We start from the raw sequence: 25,340 nt of genomic DNA, 5'->3' as shown, positions 1-25,340 counted from the left end.
CCAAGTGGGCGGTCAGCCCTGCACCAGGCCCAGGTCGCGCGCCCGGGCCACGGCATCATCGCGGCCCACCACCTTGAGCTTGCCGTAGACATTGCGCAAATGCCATTTGACGGTCTCCGGCGAGATGCCCAGCACCTGGGCAATGCGCTTGTTCGACATGCTGTGCGCAAGCGCCCGCAAAATCTCCAGCTCCCGCTCTGACAGCGGCTCGCTGAGCCCCGCCTCCTCGCGCTGCTGCACGCTGCGGTAGCGCTGCGATTGCTGCTGCAGCCGCTCCACATAAAAGGCCAGCAGAGGATCAGATGCACCAAAGGCCTGTGCACAGGCCTCGGCCAGCAGCAGTGCGGGCTCGCCAAAATCAAGCAGGCTGCGCACGAGGCCCAGCTGCTGGCCTTGCAGCAAGGCATCGCGCATGACTTCCAAAGCCTGCTCCTGCCGGCCCAGGCGGCTCAGCAGCAAGGCGCGCAGCACCAAGGTGGCGCAGCGGTCGCGGCGCTGCAGGAGCGCGCTGTCGTCCCGGCCACGCTCGCCCAGCGCCTCCAGTGCGGCCCGGTCATCCAGGTTGGCCTCGTGGAACAGCGCCTGCGTGTAGCGCGCCATGCCGGTGATGCGCAGGCTCACGGGGCTGTGCGCATCGGCATGGCGCTGGGCCAGCAGCTCCAGCTGGCGCAGCATCTGCCGCGCGCCGTCCATATCGCGCATCTGCAACAGGCAGCGCACGCGCTCGCCCATCGCAAAGGCCAGCAGACGGTCAAGGGATCGGCGCTGGGCGATTTCTTCGATGCGCGCCAGGCCCTCAATCGCTTCGAGCGGGTTGCCGTCCAGCCGGCTCAGGCGCGCGCAGACCAGGGCCACGGTCACCAGCGCATCGGGCAGCACGACGCGCTCGGTGGTGTCGAGCCGGCCATCGAGCAGCTGGCGCAGCTCGTCCAGCTCATTCGTTTCATACAGCACGGCGGCCAGATAAGCGGCGGCATTGCAGGCCATCTCGCTATGGCGGCCCAACGCCTTTTCTGCATGTGCGAGCGCATCGCGCAGCACCGGCTCGGCATGGCGCACATCGCCGGCATACAGCCAAGAGAGGCCACGCAAGGATTCCGTCATCAGATGGCCAAAGGCCGAGTCGAGCAGCGGCGTGCCGTCCTCGCGCAACGGGGGCGAGCCCTGCAGCACCTCGCGGGCCTTGTCGTACTCAGCGCTGTGCCCGTACATCCAGCCCAGCAGGTTGCGCTTGCCGCCCACCAGCACGGCATCATCGCCCTGCTGGATGGACATCAGATCGGGCAGCAAGGCCTGTGCAGTGCCCAGGTCGTCCTCCTGCAAAGCGAGAGAGAAGGCCAGCAGCACGCAGTGCGCGCGGCCTTCATGGTCGCGCTCGCCCAGCTGCGCACGCAGCGCATTCAAGGTCTCATGGCAGGCGGCAAGCTTGTAGTAGCACAGCTGGGTCCAGCCCAGCCACAGCAGCAGCGCCGGCCGGGCATTGACGGTGGCACGCGGCAGCTCGGACACGGCGCGTACCAGCTGCTGCAGCTGGCCGTTCAAAAACAGCTCACGTGCCCAGCGCTCCACCCAGTGAACGGCCTGCTCCATGTCGCCGGCCTCCACCGCATGGTGCACGGCATCGCGCAGGTGGCGCCGCGCGCCCAGCCATTGCGCCAGGGCCGCGTGGGTGCGCTGGCGCTCAGCCTGCGGCAGCGATTGGAAGCGGGTGAGCAGCAGCTCGCGGAACAAGGGGTGGAAGCGGTACCAGCCCTGGCTGTCAGCATCCTGCAGGGGCAGCACAAACAGGTTCTCGCGCTGCAGGCGCTCCAACAACGCGGGGCCGACGGGCTCGCCGGCGATGGTGATGGCAAGCGCCTGGTTGAAGCTGCGCGCCGCCGCCAGCCGCGTCATCGCATCGATCTCGTCCTTGTCGACCCGGCAGAGCACCTCGCGGTTGAAATAGGCGCTGAAGTCCTGCGCGTTCTGCACCGGCGATGCGGGGGTGCGCGGCTGCAGTGCCAGCAGCTGCAGGCCGGCGGCCCAGCCATCGGTCACCTCCAACAACTGGCGCGCCATGGCCGGGCTGGTGCTGCGCGGCTGGCGGGCCTGCAAAAACTGTTGCACCTCTTCCAGGGTAAAGCGCAGCTCGGCGGGCCCGATCTCTTCGAGCAAGCCCTGGTCGCGCAGGCGCGCCAGGCGCAGCTGGGGCATGCTGCGCGAGACGATCACCAGCCGCAAGGCGGGCGGCGCAAAATCCAGCAAGGTCTGCAGCGCTGCGCCCGCGCGCATGTCACCCATGTTCTGCCAGTCGTCGATCACCACCAGCAAAGGCCGGCTGCGCGCCAAAAAAGCGCGCAGCAAGGCGATGACGATGGCATCGGCCCGTGCCTCACCACCCCGGTTGGACAACAGGCGCGCCTCGCGCGCGATATCGCTGTCGATGCGGTCCAGCGAATCGAAGAGCGCCGCCATCAGCGCCTGCCCGTCGTCGCCGGGCTGTACCGTCACCCACGCCTCGTCATGGCCAAAGGTCAGCGCCTGGGCTCGCCACTGCAACGCCAGCGAGGTTTTGCCACTGCCCGCCGGGCCGTGGATCAGCAGGCAGGTTTTATGGCGGGCCTCGGACAGGCGCGCCAGCAGATGCTTGCGCTCAATGCGCCGGGGCTCCAGCCGGGGAAGTGTGGGGTTTGTCTCGGTCACTGTTTTTGTCGTTGTGCAGCATGTGTATCCTCTTATGTTGCCATGACTTCTACAGCCGCTCGATCACCGTCACATTCGCCATGCCCCCGCCCTCGCACATGGTCTGCAGCCCGTAGCGGCCGCCTCGCTGGTGCAGCGCATGGACCAGGGTGGCCATCAGCTTGGCGCCGGTACCGCCGAGCGGATGCCCCAGCGCAATGGCGCCGCCGTTCACATTCATGCGCTCGGGATCGGCCTGCAGCGCCTGCTGCCAGGCCAGCGGGATGGAGGCAAAGGCCTCGTTGACTTCGTAGAGGTCGATGTCGCTCAGGCGCATGCCGGCCTTCTTCAAGGCCAGCTGGGTGGCGGGCACCGGGGCCTCCAGCATGATGACAGGGTCATGGCCGAGCACGGTCATGTGGTGGATGCGCGCCAAGGGCTTGGCGCCCAGGCGGCGCAGGCCGCGCTCGTTGACGATCAGCACGCCACTGGCGCCGTCGCACATCTGGCTGGCATTGGCCGCGGTGATCAAGCCGCCCTCCTGCAGCAGCTTGACGCTCTGGATACCTTCCAACGTCGCTTCAAAGCGGATGCCCTCATCCACCGCGTGCAGGTCCTGCGTCAAGGCGCCGCTGGCATCGCGCACTGCGATGGGCAAAATCTCAGCAGCAAAGTGGCCGGCGCGGCTGGCGGCTGCGGCGCGCTGGTGGCTTTGCAGGGCGTAGCGGTCCAGCGCGTCCTTGTCCAAGCCGTACTTGCGCGCCACCATCTCGGCACCAACAAACTGGCTGAAGACGGTATCGCCATAGCAGCTGGCGATGCCGGGGCTGTGGTAGTGGCCCAGCCCCGCCTTTTGCGCCAAGCCCCCTGGGCTGCCCATGGGCACGCGGGTCATCGACTCGACGCCGGCGGCGATCACCATGTCCATCGCGCCCGACATCACCGCCTGCGCGGCAAAGTGGATGGCCTGCTGCGAGGAGCCGCATTGGCGGTCAATGCTGGTGCCAGGCACCGATTCAGGCAGCTTGGAAGCCAGCACCACATTGCGCGCCACATTGCTGGACTGCTCACCCACTTGGCTGACGCAGCCCAGAAACACATCATCCACTGCGGCTGGGTCGGCATCGACACCTTCCACCAGCGCATTGATGACCTGTGCGGCCAGATCCACCGGATGCCAGCCGGCCAGTTGGCCACCCCGGCGGCCACCGGCGGTGCGTTGCGCCGCCACGATAAAAGCTTCGGACATGGAACTCCTTTGTCTCGTCATTTTTTAGAAGATGCTCGGGAAGAGTTTAGGCCCGCCCCACCCCGGCCCAACCACCCATAACGGGTGGCTGGCGAAGTTTGGCGGCAGCGCGCAGCCCCCTCGTCCTACAGACGGCCCGGCGGCGATTGGCGAAGATGGCGACCCATAATTACCGGGGAACCGCATGGATACCATCAACAACAATACAGCGGCCGATCCAACACCTCCGTCGCCGCCTCTGATCCCCACCCAAAGCGGCACCCTGGAGCTGCACGACATCACCATCGTCGACAAGGTCAAGCTCAAAAAAGCGATTTCTGCTGCCGCGCTGGGCAATGCCATGGAGTGGTTTGACTTTGGCGTCTACGGCTTTGTCGCCTTTGCGCTGGGCAAGGTGTTCTTTCCCGATGCATCGCCGAGCGTGCAGATGATTGCCGCGCTGGGCACCTTCTCGATCCCGTTCCTGGTGCGGCCCCTGGGCGGCATCTTCTTTGGCGTAATGGGTGACAAGTTTGGGCGCCAGAAGGTGCTATCGATCACCATCATCATCATGGCCGCCAGTACCTTCTGTATTGGGCTGATACCGTCCTACGCCAGCATTGGGATATGGGCGCCGATCCTGCTGCTGCTGTGCAAGCTGGCGCAGGGCTTCTCGGTCGGTGGTGAATACACCGGCGCTGCCATCTTTGTGGCCGAGTTTGCGCCGGACCGCAAGCGCGGCTTTCTGGGCAGCTTTCTGGACTTTGGCTCGATAGTGGGATTTGTCACCGGCGCGGGCGTCGTCGTCCTCTTGCAAAGCCTGCTGAGCGACGCCAGCTTTCTCGATTGGGGCTGGCGCGTGCCCTTCTTCATGGCCGCGCCCCTGGGGCTGGTAGGCCTCTACCTGCGCCATGCGGCGGAAGAGACCCCAGCCTTTCAGCAGCAGCTGGCACAAATGGAGAAAGAGGACCAGGACGATGTGGAAAACCGCCCACGGGTGTCCTTCAAAGAAATCGCGACACGCTACTGGCGCCCCTTGCTGGTGTCGGTCGGCCTGGTGCTGACCACCAATATCACCTACTACATGTTGCTGACCTATATGCCCAGCTACCTGTCGCACAACCTGCACTACTCCGAAGACCATGGCGTGCTGATCATCATCGCCGTGATGATCGGCATGCTGTTTGTGCAGCCGGTGATCGGCCTGGCCAGCGACCGCATTGGCCGCCGACCCTTTGTGATCATCGGCTCCATCGGCCTGCTGGTGCTGGCGATTCCCGCGTTCAAGCTGATCATCAACGGCCAGATCGCGCTGATCTTTGTCGGCCTGTTCATGCTGGCGATTGTGCTGAACTGCTTTACCGGCGTGATGGCCTCCACCCTGCCCGCCATGTTCCCGACCCGCATCCGCTACAGCGCGCTCGCCGCCTCCTTCAACATCGCCATCATCGTCGCCGGCCTCACGCCCACCATCACCGCCGCCTTGGTCGATTCGACCGGCAGCCTGTACCTGCCGGCCTACTACCTGATGTTTGTCGCTGTCGTCGGCATCATCACCGGCATCTTCATGAAGGAAACCGCCAACCGCCCGCTGCGCGGCGCCACGCCAGCGGCCTCCAGCAAGCAGGAGGCCAAGGAGCTGCTGATCGAAACGCTGGACCATATCGAGCAGAGCGTGGAAGACATCGATGGCGAGATTGTCAAGCTGCAGGAGCAGATTGCGGCGCTGGAGTTGCGCAAGCAGCGGTACATTGATTTGCATCCGCGGCTAGATTAAGACGGAGATCGCAGCGCTCAGCCATTCCACACGGATGGAGGCACTGAGCGCAGGCGCTTAACCGGCTTCCCAGGCAGATCGGAAAGTCACGGTCGCTCCGCGCTGGATTGGCGACCCTGGCGCGGGCGAGATGCCATAGGCGCAGCCATAGCCGGCAAAATCTCGGTCGTCCGGGCCGTGGATGGACTTCTCCTTGGGCACTAGGCCCTTGGACCGGAGATAGGCGCCGTATTCCATGTCGCAATCGGAACGCGGCTTGGGCACCGTCAGCGCTGAGATGACAGTGGCGGCAGGTGCAGGGGCTTGTGACTGCAGCGCTGGTACGCATACGGGGGCTTCAAGGCCTTGGCCAAAGCTGAGAACGGCAGGATGCATGCCTGAGAATTCCTGCACAGCCACATGGCGGTACTTCTGCGGTGCGCAGTTGAACCCCAGTTCGCTGACCACCCAGTCCTCGGATTCCGATTTCTCCATCGCATCGCGCCAACGGCTTGCGGCCTCGATCACGGCATCCTCGACAATCGGAACACTCAGCGTGACCGACATGAAGCCCTCCGCACGGCTGCCCTCCGCAGTCCAGTAAATGCTGGGGTCATAGGCGTTGCCACACATTGACAGGCAATCCGCCAAATAGTTGCCCGGCCGAAAATACTGCTCCGCCATTCCAAAGGTCAGTTCGCTGGGCTTGATCGGTTTGTCGGCGCTGATGGGCGGCCCCACATTGACCGTGCAGGCGCTGGACAAGGCCAGTTGCACGCCCACAATGGACTGCTTGGCATCATCTGTCGTCAGCAAAAACTCGCAGCCCTGCAGATCAAACTGCTGCTGCTTGCCATCGATGCGCTTGGCCGGCCCCGCTATGCGCTCCACGTACTGGAGATTCAAGCCAATGGCCTCCCTGGACGCAAGCATGGCTTGCAGCTGCCCGATGGGGTTCTTGTTGGCCGGTGCCTCTGCCTGCATGGGGGACTGGGGCGCTTCTGCCTTGCCAGATTTGTCCCAGCAGCCAGTCAATCCGGCAGCTGCCAGCACGCAAAACGCCATCTTGGATAGCGCCATTTTTTTCAGCTTCTTCAATTCCATCATCTCGCCTGTTTTTCTTTGAGGACCTATTGCTGCAGATCGCTGCGGCAATGCTTGCACTTGATCGCCATGCGCTGAATCGGCTCGGCACAGAACGGGCAGCTTTTCAGGTCGGACCCGGCAGCTGTTGGCGCACCACTGCTACCTGCATAGGACGGTGGCGCCTGGTAAGTAGATCGACGCTCCTCACGGCTGCCAAAAATCAGCCGAAACCAGAAGCTCCAGATCTTGACAAACAACCAGAGCAGCAAGGGCAGAAAGAGCAGCACCAGCAGGATGCCCCCGCCTCCTCCGCCTGCATGGGCAGCCCCTGGCAACAAGAGCAGCGGCAGTAAACGCTCAAGCTTCATAACGCGTCCTTTCTTTGATCTGTGGGGCGGTTCACCAGAGCCAGGCAAAGGGGCCCTGCATGGCGGCAGCCTTGCGCGCAAACTCTTGCTTGGAAAGCACCAGGTAGCGGATACCTTCCACGACGGCGATGAGCCCCGGGACGTAGGTCCAGCACAAGAGGATGTAGACGATCCCCCAGCCCCAGGCGCCGGTGTAGAACTTGTGGATGCCAAGGCCACCCAGGAGCAGCGCCAGCACACCTGCGGTGACCTTGCTTTTCTCGGACTCGCCTGCATCCAGTGCTTCGCTCTTGCGCTGCGCAGCGCCACAGCTCGGGCAGGCCACCGCTGACAAGTGCAATGGTTTTGCACAGGCGTGGCAAAACACCATGGTGGGGCTTTCAAAAGCTTGTTGATCCATTTTTCTTACCTCCGTTGTATGAACTGACTACCTGAGACATCAAAGCTGCGATCCGATCGCACCCAGCAAGCCGACGACACCCAGAATCAGCCCGGCAATGGCCATCCCGGCGCCCTTCTTTTGCTTCGCCAGGCTGATACCGCCAAGCACGATGGCAACGACAGCGATCAGCGCGCATCCCACGACCTGGTCCTGGTCCCAATCGCTGGGATCAAACAACGCAAACGCCACGATGACGCCGCAAACCAGCGATGGCACCGGCAACCACAAGGAGCCACCCTGTGCGGGGGCCAATGTGCTGTGCGCAGTGACCGCACCGCATTGCGGGCAGCTTTGTGCTGTCTCATGAATCTGATGGCCGCAGCCTCGGCAAAAGGACATGGTTTTTCTCCTGCTTATCGGTTGTCAAAAAAGTGGGCAAAGCTCCGCCTATCCGCGCATCAGGCGGTTCTCATCAAAAAAGAAGGCAAAGCATCCCCCTACCGGCTTTCGCCGGCAGAAATTCCTAATGGGGGAAACGCTGGAAAGGGGGGCGTGCTTAGTCGCTCAGCCCCACATAGGTTTTCAGCTGGGCATCCAGTTCTGCCTGAAGTCCGTCTGGACGGACGACACGCACATAAGGAATCCAGTAGCGCACGATGGGCAGGATTTGGTTTTGGTGGGCAATCAAGCCCGACACCAGAATCTCGCCATCCTTGAAGGTCATCTCGATCTTTTGGCTGCCAATCAGCTGGCGCCGCTGGAAATAGGATGCCGCTGGGGGCAGTACCTTGAGCACCACCTCGGTTTTTTCCTGGTTGAGCCAGACTGTGTCTTCCTTCTTCAGGTAATCCACCACCTCGGTATCCGGCGTGAATGCCTCCATGCTCACCAGCAGGCGGTCAATGCGCGATACCGCATAGGACTTGACCTTGCCTTGGTCGGTGGCCTGCAAGTACCAAACACCTTCGTTCAGCACCAGCTTGTAAGGATTCACTTGGAGAATCTTGCGTGTGTCATCGGGCTTGCTGTATTCAAATTCCACCACCAGGCGGTCCTGAATCGCCGCACGCAGCTTGGCAATATCGGGTTCCTTGTTGCTAATATCTTCGGCCTTGGTGCCATGCACCAGCAGGGAACCACGCAGACTGTCATCGAGCAAATCCCCCAGAAACTCGCCCGACAAAGCCGGCGACATGCCCTGGAGCCCTGCCAGCGATGCAATGCGCTGCACATCGCGCTGGCTGAAGGTACCCAACTTATAGGGCGGCAGCGAATAGCGATTGCTCTTCTTCTCCAGATTCAAAAAGCTGAAGCGTTCATTGAGATCGCGCCGGATCGTGCGTTCGGTCACCCCGAACTCGTCCGCCAGACGCTTGATGACAAGCGTCTCTCCTGCGTTCAGCCGCCGAAGAATGGCGCTCAAGCGGTAGGCGATGGTGTCGAGAGAAGAAGTGGAAGAGGACATTGCTAGTGAGTCATTTTTGGGGTCAACGAAACACATCGTAAGTGAATGAATGGTCAAACCACGTCCGAAAAAAATCTTTTTTGCCTCTTATAAACGGACAGTTAGACTGCACAATGACCACACACTTTGACGAAGCAATTGCACACTTGTATCAAGAGAATGCAGAATGTAACGTCGCCATCAACGCCCAAAACGACGAAGGAGTTGAAAAATGGTCCGTCCTGTCGGCCCCAGATCCTGGACCTGCACATCCTGTGGATGGAAGCACATCACAGCCGGTGGGTCTGATGTGCTTGTCCCCTGGGTTGATGTGGTTCCCTATTGCCCTGAGTGCGGGGGTGAGGACTTCGAGACAAAGCAAATACGCGGGTTTGTAGCTCCGCTGATTTCTACCTATGCACGTTTTTTTCAGACTGCGAGCAAGGCTCGAAAGTGAGTGGGTTGGATAGTGACATGGGTGCACAAGCATTTAAGGCGCTAAACACCATCGAAAGTTATTGACGGTCGACGCCCGGCCGACATTGCTGCGGCACTCTGGGAAATGCGACGTCAGGAATTCAACACACGGCATTTACCCCAGGCCAAACCTTCCAAATGTAAACAAGAAAGACGCAATCAATCCATGTTGATTCAGATGGAGAAAAAAACTTGAGCTCAGAAAAAGAAAACATCAGCGACTCCGCTCGCTACGAGTGCAAAGCACCTCGCTTTGATCTTGAAAAAGACGTGATCCTTCCAAGGCACACCCGTCAAATGATGGATGAGGCCATTGGATCCTTGCGTTTTCATAAGCTCATCTATACGGACTGGGGTTTTGCCGAGGTTGATCCCACTGGGCGCAACATGGCGATCAACTTTTACGGACCACCAGGCACCGGCAAAACACTGGCGGCAGAAGCTCTTGCTGGCACTTTGGGACTTCAGTTCATTCACATTGGCATCTCTGAAATCGAAAGCAAGTTCGTAGGCGAAACAGCCAAAAACATTGGTGCGGCATTTCAAGAAGCAGCGCTGCAGGGAGCACTGCTTTTTTTCGACGAAGCAGACACGCTGTTGGGTGCTCGCCTTTCTTCTGTAACGCAAGGCATCGACAACGAAATCAATGCCATGCGCTCGACCATGCTCATTGAGCTGGAGCGTTTCAATGGCGTGGTCGTTTTTGCCACTAATTTTGCGAAGAACTATGACTCGGCATTTGTGAGCCGTATCCGTTACCACGTGGAGTTCCAGCTGCCTGACATGGAAGAACGCCAACGGCTTTGGAGTCGCATGCTGGTAGCTGGTATCCCGCTTGCTCTGGAGCGTGAGGAACTTATCCAGTTGGCCTCTTCATCCTCTGCGGGGTTGTCGGGGCGAGAGATTCGGACTGCGTTAAGAACTGCCTTGCCACGTGCGGTCATGGCGCAAGTGGATGCACCAAAGCTTGCATGGGTACACCTGGAGTCCGCGATCGCTGACATCAAATATGCCAAGGCCAATGTAGGTGGAGGCAATACGCAATCACACGCGGCTAATGCGCGCAGCGCCAAGGCCGCACTTTCGCTTCTTGGTATCAAGAACCAAGAAACCGAACAAACAACATCAGGGGAATAAAAAATGGGATTTTTCAGTTCAATTGCGTCGTTCACCGCCAAAGCCGTCAGTGCTGTAGTCAAGGTTGCCACCAAGACTTACGAAGCGGCAAAACAGGTCGTCGGCAAAGCCATCGGCTTTATGGCCACCAATGCCGAAAAATTGGTCGAGGACATCAAAGAGACATGGACACGAGTCAAGCCGAATGTGGAGCTGTTCCGATCCTATGTACAACAAGCGGCCGCCTTTGCGCCCGTGCCATGGTTAAAGGTTGCTCTGGTGGCCTTAGACAGAGGCATCGGTGCCTTGTTTGCTTTCGAGAACTCTCCGGTCGCCAAGAAGATCGAAGAGGCTATCCAATGGGCGATCAAGCTGTCCAAGAAGATCCATGCGCAACGCGAACAGGAAATGGCGGCGGAGCAGGAGGAATCAGTACTCGACGAAGCTGATCTCCATGTCGCAAAAGAACACCAGGCGACCATGCGTGCCGCTGAGGGCGATGTGAAATCTTCAGGCCTGTCGCACGAAATCGCATTACTCATGGCCCTGAATGACTATGAAATTGCAAAGGCAGGAATTGCCAAGGTCATCCAGGAAGCGCCTGCTGATTTCGAACACTACCTGCGACTGCGCGCAACGCAAAAGCTCCTCAAAATTGCCGACAAGACCTTCAGGACTGCAACCGAGATCACCCAGATCAGTGCGGACGACATTTTCCTTGTTCGCATCGCTTCCGATCTGATCAAGGAAGATCCCGAGCTCAGCGAAATTGCGGCCGTACGCCTGGATGGCATCCTGCAATCTCGGCATGGCAAGAAGCTGACCCCATTTGTGTTCGAAGAGATGATTGCATCTTGGGCCAGCAGTGCAGAAGCTGAGGATCAACGTTGGGAAACTCTCAACAAAACACTCATTAAGGACAAGATTCTTCAGCGGTCCCTGACTGTTTCCAAGAAGATTCAAGGTGAACTGTCAGCCGAGGACGAAACAGCGCTTGAAACAGTCACGCAAGAACTGCTCGACAAGCAACAACAGCTCAACGAGATCGAAACCAAGAAGATAGACATAGACCGCTATGTGGGAGCCGCCGAAGGCTTCCTGCAACTTCTGGAAAAGGAGGAAGCAGACCTCATTGCAGAGGGCAATGAATTCCTGATATCTGACTCACCAGTGATTGGCGCTGTGTTGATGCGTTGCGCAGAAGAGCACATCCCATTCAGCGAATTGAGCGATGACGAGCAAGAACTAATTCGCGACTACTCCAACATCTTCAAGGCAGATGCGCACAAGCGCATGAGCACCATTCTGGCGGTGACCGCATGAACCCCAAAGACATTCTTAGTTTTCTCACTCCCGATTTTTCAGATCTGCTGCAAGCATCGTTTTTCTGCGTGATGTTGGCGATGTTGGTGCTGACAGTGGCTTGTGTAAGCATTACTGCATCACCGCGCGCTTGGGAAAAAAAATGGAATCGCGCGTCGAATGCCAAGTCTGGTGCAGCACAAGGCATTGACCAAGGTGGTGTTACCGATCTGTTCCATATCGTAGCAACGCGCCCGGAGAAGTTGGCTGAGGTGATGCCCGGGATGCTGCTGATTGTGGGATTGCTTGGTACCTTTATTGGCCTGGGCCTAGCGCTGGACAAGGCGTCATCCATTCTGGGAGCCAGCAGTGCGATGGATGCGGCAGGCGCCGCAGACGGGCTGCAAAACATGCTGGGCATGCTCAAAGGTCTTGGAACCAAATTCAAAACTTCCACTTGGGGTATCGCCGGATTCATCCTGATGAAGGTTTGGAGCGAAGTCACTCAATTTGAAGAAAAGCGACTTGCATGGGTGATCGGCAAGGTGAAGAAAGAATCAGAGGCGCGCAATGCAATGCTGGTTGCTGTCGAAGAGCAGAAGTGGAATCGGTCCGTGGAACTTGGCAACTCCATGACGGCCTTCCTGGCGGGCGCTTTCGAAAAGAGCTTGCTGCAGTCTTCCGCGCAACACGCCGCCCAAACCCATGCACTTCGCGAACAGCAAAACCAGATCGCACAAAGCAACGAAGCGACACTGCGCGAGATCATCTCAAGTCAAGCTGCTGCGCAAGCATTGCTTGATAAACACATGCGTGCCGCCCTTGAGGGGGCGAATGAACGCCGCGAACGCCAGGAGTTTTTACTCACCGCCTTCTCCCGTCAACAAGGAGAGATCGCTGCCCGCAATGAGACGACCTTGCGCGAGTTGTTCGCTGAGCAAACCCGAACAATGAATGCACAGCAAAAGGAAGACATGCTGGAGAACACGCGCATGATCGGATTGCTGGAACAGAGCATGCAACGGGTTGCTGATGCCAGCACGCAGACGAATGAAGCGATGCAAGTTTTCACGGACAGCACCCAACGGGTCGTCGCCAATATGGACAGCGCAGCGCAGCGCATGGCCGACGGCGCGGACAACGTGGGAGCTGCGGCTCAGAACCTGCTGGGTGCAGTGAAAGAATTTGAGACCCAATTCAAAGACGTACTGGACAACGTGCGAACCGACCTCTCTGCGGCCATTACGCTGATGAGTGACAGAGCGGCTGACACATTGGCAATGGGCAGCAAGGAATTGAGTAGCGCTACGGAGAAGATTTCGGCCTCTCTGGAACAGCTTTCGCACGATGTGACGGACACTATGAGCGAGGTACAGAGCTCGATCGGAAAGGCGCTGAAAATCCAAAAGGATGCATCGGTCGAATTCATTAGCACTTCGGAGAATTTGAATGGGGCAATTCAAACTGTGGTCGAGAACATCGGCAAACTCTCAACGCCTATTGCGGATGGTTTGGTATCCATATCCACCAGCAGCAGGCAAATGAATTCAGTCTCTAAGAACATGACGGACGGCATAGGCTTCGTCAAGGAGGCGATCGAGAAACTGTCTTCATTGGCTGATGACGTCAAGCATGTCAATCAGGTTCCAGTGGCCATGGACAGGCTTACCAACGCACTTGAGCCTATGGGCGAAATTCGCAAGGCCCTCTCCGACGTTCAGAAGCAGATTTCAACCCGTCCGACAGCAGAAACAGGTATCGCTCGTGAAATCAATGGTGAATTGAACCGGGCGCTCTCCCCATTGAATGATATTCAGTCGCTACTCAAAGAGCTGTCTCAGCATATGCTTCAGGGGGTCAATGGTGCAGCTTCTCAACGGGTGGCACCACATGCCAGCGTCGCGCCTCTTGCACTCTCTGGACATCCAGTCACCAGCGGGGCCTAAGTCGTGAAAGACAAACCTAGTGAATGGATCGCCATTTCAGACCTGATGGCAGGGGTTATGGCCGTCATGATGTTGTTGCTTGTACTTGCCGTGATCCAAAAAGGGGCCAGCGAGCTGAAATACAAACAGGAGTTGGAGCAATCCAAATCCCAACTGGAGAATCCGCTCAAAAAGATCTCTCAGAACATCAAGAACATTCTCAGCAGTGGCAATGCCGATGCACTGATAGAGATGGACTTGCAACGAAGCCGCCTGACCTTGCGCGACGGTGTCTTTGAGAAAGGCAGCGCATGCCTTACGCCAGAAGCACAAGTCGCCGTTCAAAGCGTGCAGAGGCAGTTGGAGATGTTCCTCAAAGAGCACACCAGGTCGAAAATTCTGGTCGAGGGCTACACCGATAACCTGCCGGTCAAGAACCCCGTCACGGATTTCCGCCGCTTTTGCACCGTATACGACGACAATTACACTTTGTCAGCTGCCAGAGCACGTGAAGCCAGAAAGGCGATCATCGGAAGCTTGGACGAATCAACAGCACGGCGCATCGTCGTGGCTGGATACGGCGATTCAAGCCCCCTCACAGGAATTGATCCGGGCGATGCTCGCAACCGTCGGGTAGAAGTGCAACTGACCTTGAACTGAGTTGCATGAAATCAAGAACCCAGCAGCTATGGCAACATCGCGCTGGGTTCTGCACTCTCCCACAAAATGTGGTGGCTGTTGGCAGCACAAAGCCCGAGAGGAGCCAAGGCTGAATCAAAGGGTCGGAGAAGGATCTGCAGAGGCTAGCAACATCCATCTACCGAGAACATCTCTCAGACTTGGCAAGCTGGCTCTTCAATGCTTGCCCGACTCCAGCGCGTGGCTATGGATGCTCCAGTGCGGCACAGGAGCTGCGACCCTGCGGCCCTCACCCGGTGAGCCCCGACCCTTCGCCATGATGACCCCGCCGCCGATGCCATCCTGCTGTCACCCGTGTTGGGGATGCTTAGCGGTGGCTTCGCTAGACTGCAGAGACAACAACCACTCATGCAAGGAGACAACCATGCAACGCCGTACTTTTGCCGCTGTCGCAGCCAGCATTGCCGTAGTCGGCGCTGCGGGTTTTGCCGCGCCCGCGGTGGCACAGGCTGATTACCCCAACCGGCCTATCGTGCTGATCGTGCCCTATGGCGCGGGGGGCGTGAGCGATGTGGTGGCGCGGGCGCTGGCCCTGTCGATGGGCAAGCAGTTGGGTCAGTCGATCATCATTGAGAACAAACCGGGTGCCGGGGCCTCGATGGGGGTGATGGACATGAAGAATGCCAAGCCCGATGGCTACCGTCTGACCTTGAGCCCGGTAGCGATCTTCCGGCAGCCGCATATCCAGAAGGTGGCCTACGATCCGGTTGCCGACCTGAGCTATGTGGCAGCCTTTATGTCGTATGACTTTCTGCTGGCCGTGGCGCAGGATTCGCCGTTCAAATCGGTCAAGGACATAGTCGAGCAGTCCAAAAAGCAGCCCGGCTCGGTCGACTACGGCACGCCCGGTAAGTTTTCGGCCAACCATGTGCTGATGGCCTTGCTGGAGAAAAAGGCGGGCGTGCAGTTCACCCATGTGCCGTACAAGGGCGATGCCGAGGCGGTGAATGCCTTGATTGCGGGCCACACCAAGACAGGGGTGTTTGGCAATACCGTCCTACCGCATATGCAGTCAGGCAAGCTGCGTGCGCTGGCCATTGCCTCAGAAACGCGCCCTCCCGCCTTCGCCAATGTGCCGACCTTCCGTGAGCAGGGCTATGACGTGGTGACGCCATCGCCGTTGGGCATTGCCGGCCCCAAAGGACTGCCGCCCGAAATTGTGCGCAAGCTTGACGCCGCCGTGAAGTCCGCCATGGACGACCCTGCCTTCCAGCAGGCGGCCGCAAACTATGGTGTGCGGCTGGAGTACCGTAATGCCGAGGATTACAGTGCGTTTGCGAAGAAAGCCTTCGCCGAAGAAGGCACGATTGTGCAGAGCATCGGGCTGGAATGACGCCTGTGGCGCTGATCAACTTAAGAGTCGTTAACACCCCTGATACGCCGTGGCTTCGCCTTAACGCATTTTGTATTGCGTGCAGCTTCGCTGAAAGCGACCCGGCGCATAGACTCATCCGCAAATCTATTATTTGTTGGGTTGTGTGAGCAACGCACGTGAGCTCCAGAACAGCCCCCAACGGGCCCTCACCTGAGGGCTTTTTAACGCCTGTTGCGAGGTAGCTGTTAGCTGTCGATTTCCATTTGACTTTTCGATATGTCGCCCCAGCGCACCCTATCCCCTCCGTTAGAACCTATTGGCCCCTAATACAGAGACGATGGCTGTAGACTGTGGATTCAATTGGCAGCGGAGCACTGAACCTATCGACGAAAAATGAGCCTCCGCAGTGCCGAGATGGCGCCGAAGAGGCTCTTTCAATTTCTTGCAGCGCGCGAAGTTATCCTTACAGTTCGATCAGGGGTTGGTATAACAATGACTGTTCAGCAAGCTAACATTGACGCCCCTCAGACCAAGCGTTTTTACCAGAGGCATTACCGTTTTATTACTGTTGAAAATTATGACCCGGCCACGGCGCCACCTTAACCACCGGCACCGAGGCAGCAATGAAAAAACACTCAAAGAAAAGAAGATAACTGAAGCGTTTTCCAAGCATTGCTGACCAGAACTATCGCGTACATTTTCGCTAAAAATTAATTTTACAGGGTATTTCGTTGGGCACACCGATTCGTCACGCCTCCATCTCCAATATAGACTTCTTACGAGGCATTGCCGCAATAGTGGTGCTTGTTTGGCACTACCAGCATTTCTTCTATCCACAGGCTGCAGTGGGCCTTAAAGATCGGAGCATCCAACCGTTCTTCACTAACTTGCGCTGGCTGTATGAATACGGCAGTCACGGTGTGCAGTTTTTCTGGATCCTATCAGGCTTTGTATTTTTTCATGCTTACCAAGGCAGACAGGATGTAAGCTTCCGAGAATTTGCTGTCACTCGTTTTAGCCGACTGTATCCACTACACTTGGCAACTCTGTTATTGGTCGCGGTGCTGCAGTTTGTGAGCTTTCGCATCCTTGGCCACTATCAGATCTATCCGTTCAATGACCTTTACCATTTCCTACTGAATCTATTCATGATCTCTCACTGGGGACTTCAGAAAGGCTGGTCTTTTAATGCCCCTATTTGGTCCGTGTCCGTAGAGATAATTATTTACGGTCTTTTCTTTGCCTATGTAAAAAGCACAAGAATTACTTTACTCACTGCCACCGCATGGTTTATTTTAAGCTGGGTCGCATTCCAGGGAATAAGCTCTACAAATGCTTTCTCACAATGCGCCCTACTATTCATACTGGGCGGTGCAGTGCATCAACTGCATATCTACATCGGTAGGCTGCTTCCATCATTGGTGTGTGCACTCTTATCCAGCAGCTTATTAGCGCTCGTAATATACGCCTTGTACTTAAAAGGCGAATGGAGCCAGTCTTGGGTATATTTCGGAATTTTTCCGGCCTCTATTTGGATGTGTGCATCCTTCGAACAAGTTGGTGTGTCATTTGGGAAGGCAGGACATGTTGTTGGCAACCTCACATATGCGTCGTATCTAATACATATACCCATACAGATTGCAGTAATGACAGCGATGGATACCGCCAATCTCGATCGGATTTCCATTGTCCAATCACCTTCATTTTTTGTGGTTTTTCTAATAACGGTTTGCCTGAGTAGCTACTGGATCTTTCAGAATATTGAGCTTCCTCTAAAGCAATTCATTCGCCAGCGGCTTTTGAGATCAAGAATTTCCACGGCTTTTCAGCCTCCTCAAGCACCAGCAGGCTGAAGAGACCAAACCCCAAGACCATACTTGCGCTTGAGAATTTTTCTATTCTGAATTACTCCCCCTCGACAAGCAGGCTGGGGAGGCAATCATGGATTATTTTGAACCCGGATTCTTTGCTTGGCTGCGGACAAGCGAGCGTATCGCGCGTCGGTGAACGGATGTGGAATTGCGCAACGCCTACTGTGTTGGTTCACCACTCCGAGGTCATGACCATAGAAAAGGACCGCACCAAAACCAATGTTGAACGCAAGGTAGCGCTTAAACAGCACGCAGCCAGCGTGATCCAGCGCCAGCGGCGATGAATGCGGAGGTGTTCTACAACCCGGACACTGAGGCACCCGATCACGATCATCACTCACAACGCCAGGCACCTTACGTTCCGAGCCATTGGCGTGCGTCTAAAGAATGCCGTGACACCCGTACTGCCTCGGCGCACATGGCCGGCGCAAACTCCATGTGGGTGGTCATACAGACAGGGATTCCGTGAAGGTGATGATCCGCGACTATGCGAAGTGGTTTCGGTCAGCAGACCCAGGCATCATCTCGCCGCGGCCAATGCAGCAATCACCTCCCTGACAAGCAGTGATTCAAGGAAGCGTCAAGTGCACACCACCTCAGACGAAGAAAAACCCCTGAATGCGAACACTCAGGGGTTTGATTCTTGGCGGAAACGGAGTCCGCCATAATGGCGTTCAGAGCCGATCATAGAAGATCAGTTAATCTTTGATTTTTCTTGATTTTTTATCATATCACGTTCGCAGACGTTCGCGCCATTTCATCAACAGCCAATGTTTTATGTGGGCATAATGTGGGAACAGATCTACTACTTCATGCACCATGCCCAAAGTCGCCAAACAACTTTCAGACCGCGCTGTCGCGGCCATCAAAACGGAAGGGAGACACGCCGTAGGAGGCATTGCCGGACTGCACCTTCGCATCTCTGCTGGCTATCGCGGATGGGTACTGCGAGTGCAGGTTGGCGACCAGCGCAAAGACATGGGCCTTGGCCCGTATCCGGCAGTCAGCCTACTGGAGGCTCGAGATAAGGCCAGAAAGATCCACGATGATCTTCGAAATGGTCAGGTCCCCATATCTCCCAAGGTACGACAACGCAGTCTTATCGCCTCCAAGGCAGCCACCGAAAAGACCTTCCACTGGTGCGCTTCCGAATACCTCAAGACAAAAGCACCCGAGTGGAAGAACGCTAAGCACCGCCAGCAGTGGGAGAACACCCTTGAAGCCTATGCGATGCCGCATCTGGGACAACTGAGTGTTTCAGTCATCGATCTTCCACACATCCTTGCTTGCCTAGAACCCATCTGGAGCACGAAGAACGAAACTGCGAGTCGCCTGCGGGGACGAATTGAGTCGGTACTCGATTGGGCTACTGTCCGCAAATATCGTAGTGGTGAGAACCCAGCTCGCTGGAAAGGCCATCTCGACAAAGTGCTAGCAGCCCCAGGCAAGATTCAGAATGTAGAACACCACAGGGCCATACCAGTAGATGACATGCCTACCTTTATGCAGGACTTGCGCACGCGCGCAGGCATTGCAGCTAAAGCTCTTGAATTTCTAATCTATACAGCAGCACGCTCCGGAGAAGTGAGAGGTGCGTTGTGGTCTGAAATCGACCTAAACAAAGCTATATGGACTATTCCTGCGTCACGGATGAAAGCTGGAGTGGAGCACCGAGTTCCGCTATCTCAGGTCGCATTGAAGCTACTGGCAGATATGCCTCGTATTGAAGGCAGCAATCTAATATTTCCAGGAACTAAAGGCCAGGTCCTTTCCGACATGACTATGACCGCCGTAATGCGGCGGATGGAATCTCCCGCCGTTCCTCATGGATTCAGATCAACGTTTCGTGATTGGGTTGGAGAAAAAACTCAATTTCCACGAGAACTGGCAGAACACGCCCTCGCGCACACGTTAGAAAGCAAAGTGGAGGCTGCTTATCGTCGTGGTGATGCACTGGAAAGGCGTAGAGAGATGATGCAAGAGTGGTCAAAATTTATCTCTAAATGATTCCATTTAGCGATGAAGGTCGTAATTACTGACACATAAGTTATTAGGCTAAAATTTACAGCTACATTCAAACGCAAAAAAAATAAATTCTTAGCTTATAAAACAATTTAGAAATTCATTTAAACCCTCCTGGGGGCGCAGCACTTTTCGACATATCCCAATCAACAGCTTCAGTAGGTTTATGTATAACTGGAGGTGTTGTTTTCAGCTTGACTAGCTTATGCAAAATTTCCTCATTCTCCGGTGAAAATATAATCTCCAAAAACACAGATTTTTTAAATCCTGATTTTTTTCTAATTTTTTCCATAAGTATATAGGCTTTAGGATCAATTGAAAAATTACATTGCCTCTTGGGATTTACTTTTCTAGATTCCTCCAAGTTATATCTAGCACGAATATCTTTAAATAAAGCCTCTTTCTCATAATCATTAATCCGGTCATCTAGAAAAAATAACTCAGGATGCTCAACAAAAGACGTCCAATACCTTATATATCCTCGCCTTGCAAATATATATTCAGCTGCACGGGTCTTCGAAATATCGTCAAACCATTTAGCACGTTTCGCCAGCTTTTCAATATCCATCAATCTAACATTTAATTGTTTTAATTTATCAGTAATTATTTTTGGGTTACGTGAACTTCTATCCAACAAATATGCAACAGTAAGGGCTATTGATTTATTTTCACCAAATGCCCATTTCACAACCAATTCATCTCCTATGTCCCAATTCAACAATGTTTGCTGCACATACGCACGACTATAGTCATTCAAAAATTCAAATGATTTATCACTGACTTTATCAGCTGTAATGATTACACCTACATAAGGATCTTTTAGCACCTCGGAATTACTATTTATAAATTCGTACAGTGCCAATTTGAAATCAAAATCTGACGAATTAAAAATATTCAGATTAATGCCAAAATGAAATATCAGAGACTGAACAGTTCTGAAATCAGAAATTTTTTACACGTCAATCGATTCATATTAAAGTTAATATTGAATTTATTTATTTGCATTTTATATCTTGATATAAATTTGATGTTGTTAGCTATGATAACAGCTCGATCCAGAGCTAGCAATAGCTAGGTTTCAGTCAATGCATGGTAGGACGCAATTTTTATAAATTTATAGATATGTAATTTGCCTAGCAAAAGCGAGCCTAGACTTACTTGATAGCTCTCTGCCATTGCCGGAACACGGCCTCATTCCAACCCCACTGCTTCGTGTTGTTGTTGTTTACTTCGTATCGTTCTGCGGCATAAATGAGGCCTTGCAACTTATCCCGACCTTTGTCTTTCCCGAAGGCTGATGACCTGCTGAGCACGCTTAGCAGGTACCAAACCTTTAACTTCTGGGTTGTCTGCCGTTTGCAACTTGTGTAAGCGAAGCATTCTTCCGCCCTTTAACGCTTTTTTATGCATTTAGTATGTTTTCTTCTAATTATCTCTTGCTTATCAATCACTCGCCTTGAATGAAGGATTACAACCGCTTAAAAAAGCATCTTCAACGAAATCCGATGTTTAATACACCGGAGTTTCATCATGCGCGTTCTGAAGTTGAAAGATGTGCTTTCCAAGACAGGATTGGGTAAAACGTCCCTCTACAAACTCGTCAGCCTCTCGGAATTCCCGAAACCCATCAGCTTGGGCTTGCGATCTGTTGGCTGGCTTGAGAGCGAAATCGAGGCTTGGATTCAAGAGAAAATTAACGTCCGTGACCAGCAGCTGGTTTGATATTTATTCAGAGTGAGATAGCAAACATAAAACAGCAGATTACAGGGAATCTCTCCTCTGTAATCTGCTGTTTTATGGTCTGAATTTTGTACTCTATGGTGTATGTTTAAGTTCTATTAATTAGTATATAGATGGTGCTCGGCATGGAAGAGATTTAGAGACGTTGTGGCATTTAGTTGATATCTCCATGGTTGAGTACAGGCTAGTTCACTAGCCATTGAATAGATCCATCAATGGCCACTAGTGCATCCTCTAGATGCATGTGGTTGAAATGCGTCCATACCACCTCTTAGCCTCAAGCTCAGATGGAAGATCATCACAGCGTCACTTGCCGATTTGCATTTAAGGAACTCAATGCATTCATTCGATAGAGAAGGAAGAGATTCATCTGCCCTACTGCACTTTTTCTCCATAAAAGAGCAAGCCTGTTTACCGCTCTCAACTGTGTGTCAATAGTCACCAAGACACACCGCATGAAACGCAATCCTTTGAATACCAACCATCAGCTGCTCCATGGAGATAAGTTCCATGGATCTCCTGTTCAGACTAGGCATGGGCATGTCATTACCAATTACCTCAAGTGCATCCACGATTGCCTATATCGCACATTTGAGCATCACAGCCGCATCTGCGTGATACGATTTGATTTGTATGTGCCTGGCCATGTCTCCGCTGATGTATTGCTCAGCAATACACTCATCTCGAAGTTCCTCGCATCTATGCGTGCCAAGATCAAGCACGCCCAGAATAGAAGCAGGAATGAAGATCATCGCGTTCATGACGCAGATATGCGCTACATGTGGTGCAGGGAGACGAGTAGCAATGGCCGTGTGCATTACCACGTCGCGCTGGTGTTCAACCACTCTGCCTATGCATTCATGGGGCAGTTCAACTTGGCGAGCAATAACATGTACGCAAGGATCCATGGGGCTTGGGCGTCGGCTCTTGGCATGTACATCGACGACATGCAAGGCTATGTACATATCCCGGTAAATCCAACTTACCAGGTCATCAGAGATGATGCTGAATCATTTCTCCACGTGTTCTACCGGCTGAGCTACTTTGCGAAGATGCAGACTAAGGAATACAACCAAGGGTTCCACACTTTTGGTTGCAGCAACAACTAGGAAAGGCTGAAGAGCATAAGAGCAGTGATTTCTCACTGCTCTTGGTATAGGTGCTATCTGAGAGGTTTGTACAGCTCTCAGGGCTTCACCGGCCTTTGCTGCGTTGTCGTCTTGGCGACAGCTGACCACTTCTGGCTTATCTGTGACGTCCGACGTTTCTCTAACGAATTGCGTTGGCTGCGATGTGTATGGATCGAGCCAAGTGCCGATATTCACCTAATTGTGAATTTTCCGCCGCGTCGCGTACTTCCAGCATCAGAAATAGCATACTAGTCCGTTGTCCGCCTGGCCCTGTCATTCGAAGGTACAGACACGGGCCATTCGAATTGGCGGCGTTCTATGACGCCTCCGCCCTTGCGTGTCTGCCGCCTAGTTATGTAAGAATTCTCGTCGCAGCAGGATCGGACCGGCCGATCCCGACAAAACCACCAACGAATGCGAGGGCGATAAACGATGAACAACGGGAGCAAGACACCAGTCTGGCAAATGGTCAAGGAAGCGGTCCAGCAGATGAGCGGTGAATGCACCTATCCCGCCATCAAGGCGAAGATCCGCTCGATGTATGGCGGCGACGTCAACGACAGTTCGATGACGTGCAGCATCATTTCGGGGGCGGTGAATCACCCGTCACGTATTCATTACAACGAGAATAAAAAGTCCCGGATCTCCGACACGCCCTACGACTACCTGTTCAACACCGGGCGCGGCAAGGTCGTTTGGTACGAGCCCGAAAAGCATGGCGTTTGGGAGATCACCAAGGCGACCGACGGAAATTTGGTGGTGCGCCGGGCGGACGGTGTTGGCGAAAACTCGTTGTCGGTCGTCGAAACCATCGAAGGGCCAGACGACGCGTATGGCATGTTCGCGCTCGAAGCACACCTGCGCGATTACCTCGCCAGGAACTTGCCCAAGCTTCCCGACCACACCGCACCACTGACTCTTTACCGTGCTGACGACCGTGACGGTGTTGAGTTCCAGACGGACGTGGGACCGATCGACATTCTCGCCACTAACAACGGCGATTTTTATGTGCTGGAACTGAAACTGGGTCGCGGCCCCGACGCAACGCTGGGGCAGATCCTGCGCTATATGGGCTGGGTGAAAGAGCACCTGGCCAGCGAGAAGAAGGTCTACGGGATCATCGTTGCGTCCGACATCGGGCAGAAACTCCGGTACGCGGCGACGCAGGTGCCTAACGTTCGTCTCATGGAGTACGATCTGAAAGTGGACCTGCGACCGGTAGCGCTCCATGGCTGATGTCAATATCATGTCCTTCCTCGCCCCGGTCATCTCGGTCGTCGCAATATGCGTGTCAGGCTATTTCGCGAAGCTGGCGATCAACGTTAACCGGGAAGATCGCGAGAGCAAGAACCACCTCGATCAAGCGAGGGCGTGCGGACGAAAACTTGGACTGCCAGGAGGTAGTTCATGTGTTCATACGAAGATCGGATTCGAGCCGTTGAGCTCTAGATCAAGCTGGGCAAACGCGTTAGGCCCACCATCCGGCAGCTGAGCTATCCCACCGAAAATGCGTTGAAGGGCTGGTATCGCGAGTATCAGCAGCGGCTCGATTTGCCTGCAGGCTATGCAGATCGCAAGCCCAAGTTCTCGCGGGAGCAGAAGAAGGCAGCCATTGAGCACTACCTCGCCCACGATCGGTACATTGCAGCCACCATAAGGGCACTGGGCTATCTGCTCTATGGTTCGGGCCATGCGCATGGCATCACCTTGCAAGGTGAGAACCTCGTAGACTTCGAGCGCGATGCGCTGTACCGTGAAGCGGGACGACAACTAGTGACCGGGGCAGAGGCATCCGCATCGGGCTAAACCGATCCCAAGCTAATGAGCCGTGAACTCAGTTGGGATAAGGCCGGACATCTGACCTCCATGCTGTGGAGTGGATTACAGCAAGGCACCGGCCTGCCAGACATGCTGGACAGCCTGCCTGAGGGGAGCACCGCCAAAAGTGCAGGCATGGCCCAGCTCGCAAAAGCGCCGCAGACCATGCTCGGGGAGCTGACCTCCAGACAGTACCACTACGACAGCCTGGGCCAGATGGTCGGCATCCAGACGCCGGTGGGCATGAGCCGCTTCGCCTACGACGCAGCTGGCCGGCTCACAGGGGCTGACACCCCGCATGCAGGCCAACAGCGCTGGAAGTTCTATCCAGCAGGCAACCGGCTACCCGTCACAGGAACAGTAGCCACATCCATGGCAGGCGAGGCCATCACAGGAGAGCTGGACGAAACGGATCGCCAAAGAGCCCAGCCGCGGGCGAGCAGCCAGGCCAACCCGGTGAGCAGGCAACAGATAGGCCACGGCGAGTACAACCCATTGCAGGGCAGGCCAGAGCAGACAAACGGGCAGCAGCTATCAGCCACCCAGAAGTGGGCAGGCAACCGGGTAGGAGAGCATAAGAGCAGTGATTTCTCACCGCTATGTGTTGATGCGTGGTCTGGAGCCTTGTACGGCATTGAAGGCTTCAGCGGCCTTTGCCTCGGTGTCGTCCGCAGCGGTTTCGAAAAGGCACTGATGAAGGCATGGCCTGCCGATGGTGTTGGGTGATGTCGCCGTAGAGGGTTAAAATACTTCCCGCTTTCCTTTCAAGCAGCCACGTAGGTTCTCTCGCGTCAGTCAATGTCTCTTATGCAGCGATTGCTGCCGGTCGTGGCCCTGCCACGACCGGGTGCTCTCGGCCAACAGAAGACATCCGCATAAGATGTTCAGTGGAACGAGCGATACTTGACGACCCATACTGTAGGTCGAAGCTTTGGAACCGCATTTCCAGTGTTTTGCGCCGCGACTTGCGAGGCGGTGTCTTCGCCGCCATCGAAAGTGG

20 protein-coding genes and 1 pseudogene are annotated in these 25,340 nt (G+C 55.3%); 13 read left to right on the top strand and 8 right to left on the bottom strand.

Annotated features, from left to right (window positions below; translation table 11 throughout):
- Window positions 1–12 precede the first annotated feature (12 nt).
- Complete coding sequence (locus HS961_RS10595) at window positions 13–2,682, bottom strand: LuxR C-terminal-related transcriptional regulator (protein ID WP_182327741.1); 2,670 nt, start codon at window positions 2,680–2,682, stop codon at window positions 13–15.
- A 49-nt stretch (window positions 2,683–2,731) separates the two neighbouring features.
- Window positions 2,732–3,910, bottom strand: a complete 1,179-nt coding sequence (locus tag HS961_RS10590; protein ID WP_182327739.1) for an acetyl-CoA C-acetyltransferase — start codon at window positions 3,908–3,910, stop codon at window positions 2,732–2,734.
- A 184-nt stretch (window positions 3,911–4,094) separates the two neighbouring features.
- Between HS961_RS10590 and proP the strand changes: the two genes are divergently transcribed.
- Window positions 4,095–5,666: a glycine betaine/L-proline transporter ProP gene (gene proP / locus HS961_RS10585; RefSeq protein WP_182327737.1), complete on the top strand. Its 1,572-nt coding sequence runs from the start codon at window positions 4,095–4,097 to the stop codon at window positions 5,664–5,666.
- Between the two features lie 57 nt (window positions 5,667–5,723).
- On the opposite strand, the gene HS961_RS10580 is transcribed toward proP, so the two are convergent.
- The 5 genes from HS961_RS10580 to HS961_RS10560 all read right to left on the bottom strand — a co-directional run bounded on the left by HS961_RS10580 (window position 5,724) and on the right by HS961_RS10560 (window position 8,946).
- Window positions 5,724–6,749 carry a hypothetical protein gene (locus tag HS961_RS10580; RefSeq protein WP_182327735.1) on the bottom strand — a complete coding sequence of 342 codons (1,026 nt, stop codon included), beginning with the start codon at window positions 6,747–6,749 and terminating at the stop codon, window positions 5,724–5,726.
- A gap of 26 nt (window positions 6,750–6,775) precedes the next feature.
- On the bottom strand, window positions 6,776–7,099 hold the full coding sequence (locus tag HS961_RS10575; protein WP_182327734.1) for a hypothetical protein: 324 nt from the start codon (window positions 7,097–7,099) through the stop codon (window positions 6,776–6,778).
- A 31-nt stretch (window positions 7,100–7,130) separates the two neighbouring features.
- Window positions 7,131–7,499: a TM2 domain-containing protein gene (locus HS961_RS10570; RefSeq protein ID WP_182327732.1), complete on the bottom strand. Its 369-nt coding sequence runs from the start codon at window positions 7,497–7,499 to the stop codon at window positions 7,131–7,133.
- A gap of 39 nt (window positions 7,500–7,538) precedes the next feature.
- Complete coding sequence (locus tag HS961_RS10565) at window positions 7,539–7,880, bottom strand: DUF4190 domain-containing protein (protein ID WP_182327730.1); 342 nt, start codon at window positions 7,878–7,880, stop codon at window positions 7,539–7,541.
- 157 nt (window positions 7,881–8,037) lie between these two features.
- Entirely contained in the window at window positions 8,038–8,946 is a 909-nt protein-coding gene (locus HS961_RS10560; protein WP_182327729.1) for a helix-turn-helix transcriptional regulator, read from the bottom strand.
- 648 nt (window positions 8,947–9,594) lie between these two features.
- On the opposite strand from HS961_RS10560, the gene HS961_RS10555 reads away from it, so the two are divergent.
- The 7 genes from HS961_RS10555 to HS961_RS10525 all read left to right on the top strand — a co-directional run bounded on the left by HS961_RS10555 (window position 9,595) and on the right by HS961_RS10525 (window position 19,637).
- Window positions 9,595–10,539: an ATP-binding protein gene (locus tag HS961_RS10555; RefSeq protein ID WP_238347887.1), complete on the top strand. Its 945-nt coding sequence runs from the start codon at window positions 9,595–9,597 to the stop codon at window positions 10,537–10,539.
- A 3-nt stretch (window positions 10,540–10,542) separates the two neighbouring features.
- Entirely contained in the window at window positions 10,543–11,841 is a 1,299-nt protein-coding gene (locus tag HS961_RS10550; RefSeq protein WP_182327728.1) for a hypothetical protein, read from the top strand.
- Window positions 11,838–13,766: a hypothetical protein gene (locus tag HS961_RS10545; protein ID WP_182327727.1), complete on the top strand. Its 1,929-nt coding sequence runs from the start codon at window positions 11,838–11,840 to the stop codon at window positions 13,764–13,766. The genes HS961_RS10550 and HS961_RS10545 overlap by 4 nt, the downstream gene beginning before the upstream one ends.
- Window positions 13,767–13,769: 3 nt before the next feature.
- Complete coding sequence (locus tag HS961_RS10540; protein ID WP_182327726.1) at window positions 13,770–14,405, top strand: OmpA/MotB family protein; 636 nt, start codon at window positions 13,770–13,772, stop codon at window positions 14,403–14,405.
- A gap of 403 nt (window positions 14,406–14,808) precedes the next feature.
- Window positions 14,809–15,777 (top strand): tripartite tricarboxylate transporter substrate binding protein, encoded by a 969-nt coding sequence (locus HS961_RS10535; protein ID WP_182327725.1) that lies wholly within the window; start codon window positions 14,809–14,811, stop codon window positions 15,775–15,777.
- Window positions 15,778–16,490: 713 nt separating this feature from the next.
- A complete protein-coding gene (locus HS961_RS10530) occupies window positions 16,491–17,612 on the top strand; it encodes an acyltransferase family protein (protein WP_182327724.1) in 1,122 nt (373 codons plus the stop codon).
- Between the two features lie 837 nt (window positions 17,613–18,449).
- Window positions 18,450–19,637: a tyrosine-type recombinase/integrase gene (locus HS961_RS10525; RefSeq protein ID WP_182327722.1), complete on the top strand. Its 1,188-nt coding sequence runs from the start codon at window positions 18,450–18,452 to the stop codon at window positions 19,635–19,637.
- A 115-nt stretch (window positions 19,638–19,752) separates the two neighbouring features.
- On the opposite strand, the gene HS961_RS10520 is transcribed toward HS961_RS10525, so the two are convergent.
- A complete protein-coding gene (locus tag HS961_RS10520; RefSeq protein ID WP_182327720.1) occupies window positions 19,753–20,514 on the bottom strand; it encodes a hypothetical protein in 762 nt (253 codons plus the stop codon).
- A 668-nt stretch (window positions 20,515–21,182) separates the two neighbouring features.
- Between HS961_RS10520 and HS961_RS10515 the strand changes: the two genes are divergently transcribed.
- The 5 genes and pseudogenes from HS961_RS10515 (at window position 21,183) to HS961_RS10495 (ending at window position 25,066) form a co-directional block, all read left to right on the top strand.
- Entirely contained in the window at window positions 21,183–21,374 is a 192-nt protein-coding gene (locus tag HS961_RS10515) for a helix-turn-helix transcriptional regulator (RefSeq protein ID WP_182327718.1), read from the top strand.
- A gap of 473 nt (window positions 21,375–21,847) precedes the next feature.
- Window positions 21,848–22,501: an inovirus Gp2 family protein gene (locus tag HS961_RS10510; protein ID WP_182327716.1), complete on the top strand. Its 654-nt coding sequence runs from the start codon at window positions 21,848–21,850 to the stop codon at window positions 22,499–22,501.
- 453 nt (window positions 22,502–22,954) lie between these two features.
- Window positions 22,955–23,758 (top strand): endonuclease NucS domain-containing protein, encoded by an 804-nt coding sequence (locus HS961_RS10505; protein WP_182327714.1) that lies wholly within the window; start codon window positions 22,955–22,957, stop codon window positions 23,756–23,758.
- Between the two features lie 213 nt (window positions 23,759–23,971).
- A pseudogene (locus HS961_RS10500) lies at window positions 23,972–24,193 on the top strand (IS3 family transposase); the annotation flags it as partial.
- Window positions 24,194–24,343: 150 nt separating this feature from the next.
- On the top strand, window positions 24,344–25,066 hold the full coding sequence (locus HS961_RS10495) for an RHS repeat domain-containing protein (RefSeq protein WP_182327712.1): 723 nt from the start codon (window positions 24,344–24,346) through the stop codon (window positions 25,064–25,066).
- Window positions 25,067–25,340 lie beyond the last annotated feature (274 nt).

Source organism: Comamonas piscis (assembly GCF_014109725.1).
Taxonomy (GTDB): domain Bacteria; phylum Pseudomonadota; class Gammaproteobacteria; order Burkholderiales; family Burkholderiaceae_C; genus Comamonas; species Comamonas piscis.
Note: the sequence above shows the minus strand (reverse complement) of the source record. Positions and strands in the feature narration are given on the sequence as shown.

Coding starts and splice junctions, on each gene's coding strand:
- HS961_RS10525 (WP_182327722.1), top strand. CDS start 18,450: ATGCCCAAAGTCGCCAAACAACTTTCAGACCGCGCTGTCGCGGCCATC.
- HS961_RS10535 (WP_182327725.1), top strand. CDS start 14,809: ATGCAACGCCGTACTTTTGCCGCTGTCGCAGCCAGCATTGCCGTAGTC.
- HS961_RS10495 (WP_182327712.1), top strand. CDS start 24,344: ATGAGCCGTGAACTCAGTTGGGATAAGGCCGGACATCTGACCTCCATG.
- HS961_RS10575 (WP_182327734.1), bottom strand. CDS start 7,099: ATGAAGCTTGAGCGTTTACTGCCGCTGCTCTTGTTGCCAGGGGCTGCC.
- HS961_RS10515 (WP_182327718.1), top strand. CDS start 21,183: ATGCGCGTTCTGAAGTTGAAAGATGTGCTTTCCAAGACAGGATTGGGT.
- HS961_RS10580 (WP_182327735.1), bottom strand. CDS start 6,749: ATGGAATTGAAGAAGCTGAAAAAAATGGCGCTATCCAAGATGGCGTTT.
- HS961_RS10505 (WP_182327714.1), top strand. CDS start 22,955: ATGAACAACGGGAGCAAGACACCAGTCTGGCAAATGGTCAAGGAAGCG.
- HS961_RS10560 (WP_182327729.1), bottom strand. CDS start 8,946: ATGTCCTCTTCCACTTCTTCTCTCGACACCATCGCCTACCGCTTGAGC.
- HS961_RS10510 (WP_182327716.1), top strand. CDS start 21,848: ATGAAACGCAATCCTTTGAATACCAACCATCAGCTGCTCCATGGAGAT.
- HS961_RS10565 (WP_182327730.1), bottom strand. CDS start 7,880: ATGTCCTTTTGCCGAGGCTGCGGCCATCAGATTCATGAGACAGCACAA.
- HS961_RS10590 (WP_182327739.1), bottom strand. CDS start 3,910: ATGTCCGAAGCTTTTATCGTGGCGGCGCAACGCACCGCCGGTGGCCGC.
- proP (WP_182327737.1), top strand. CDS start 4,095: ATGGATACCATCAACAACAATACAGCGGCCGATCCAACACCTCCGTCG.
- HS961_RS10570 (WP_182327732.1), bottom strand. CDS start 7,499: ATGGATCAACAAGCTTTTGAAAGCCCCACCATGGTGTTTTGCCACGCC.
- HS961_RS10550 (WP_182327728.1), top strand. CDS start 10,543: ATGGGATTTTTCAGTTCAATTGCGTCGTTCACCGCCAAAGCCGTCAGT.
- HS961_RS10545 (WP_182327727.1), top strand. CDS start 11,838: ATGAACCCCAAAGACATTCTTAGTTTTCTCACTCCCGATTTTTCAGAT.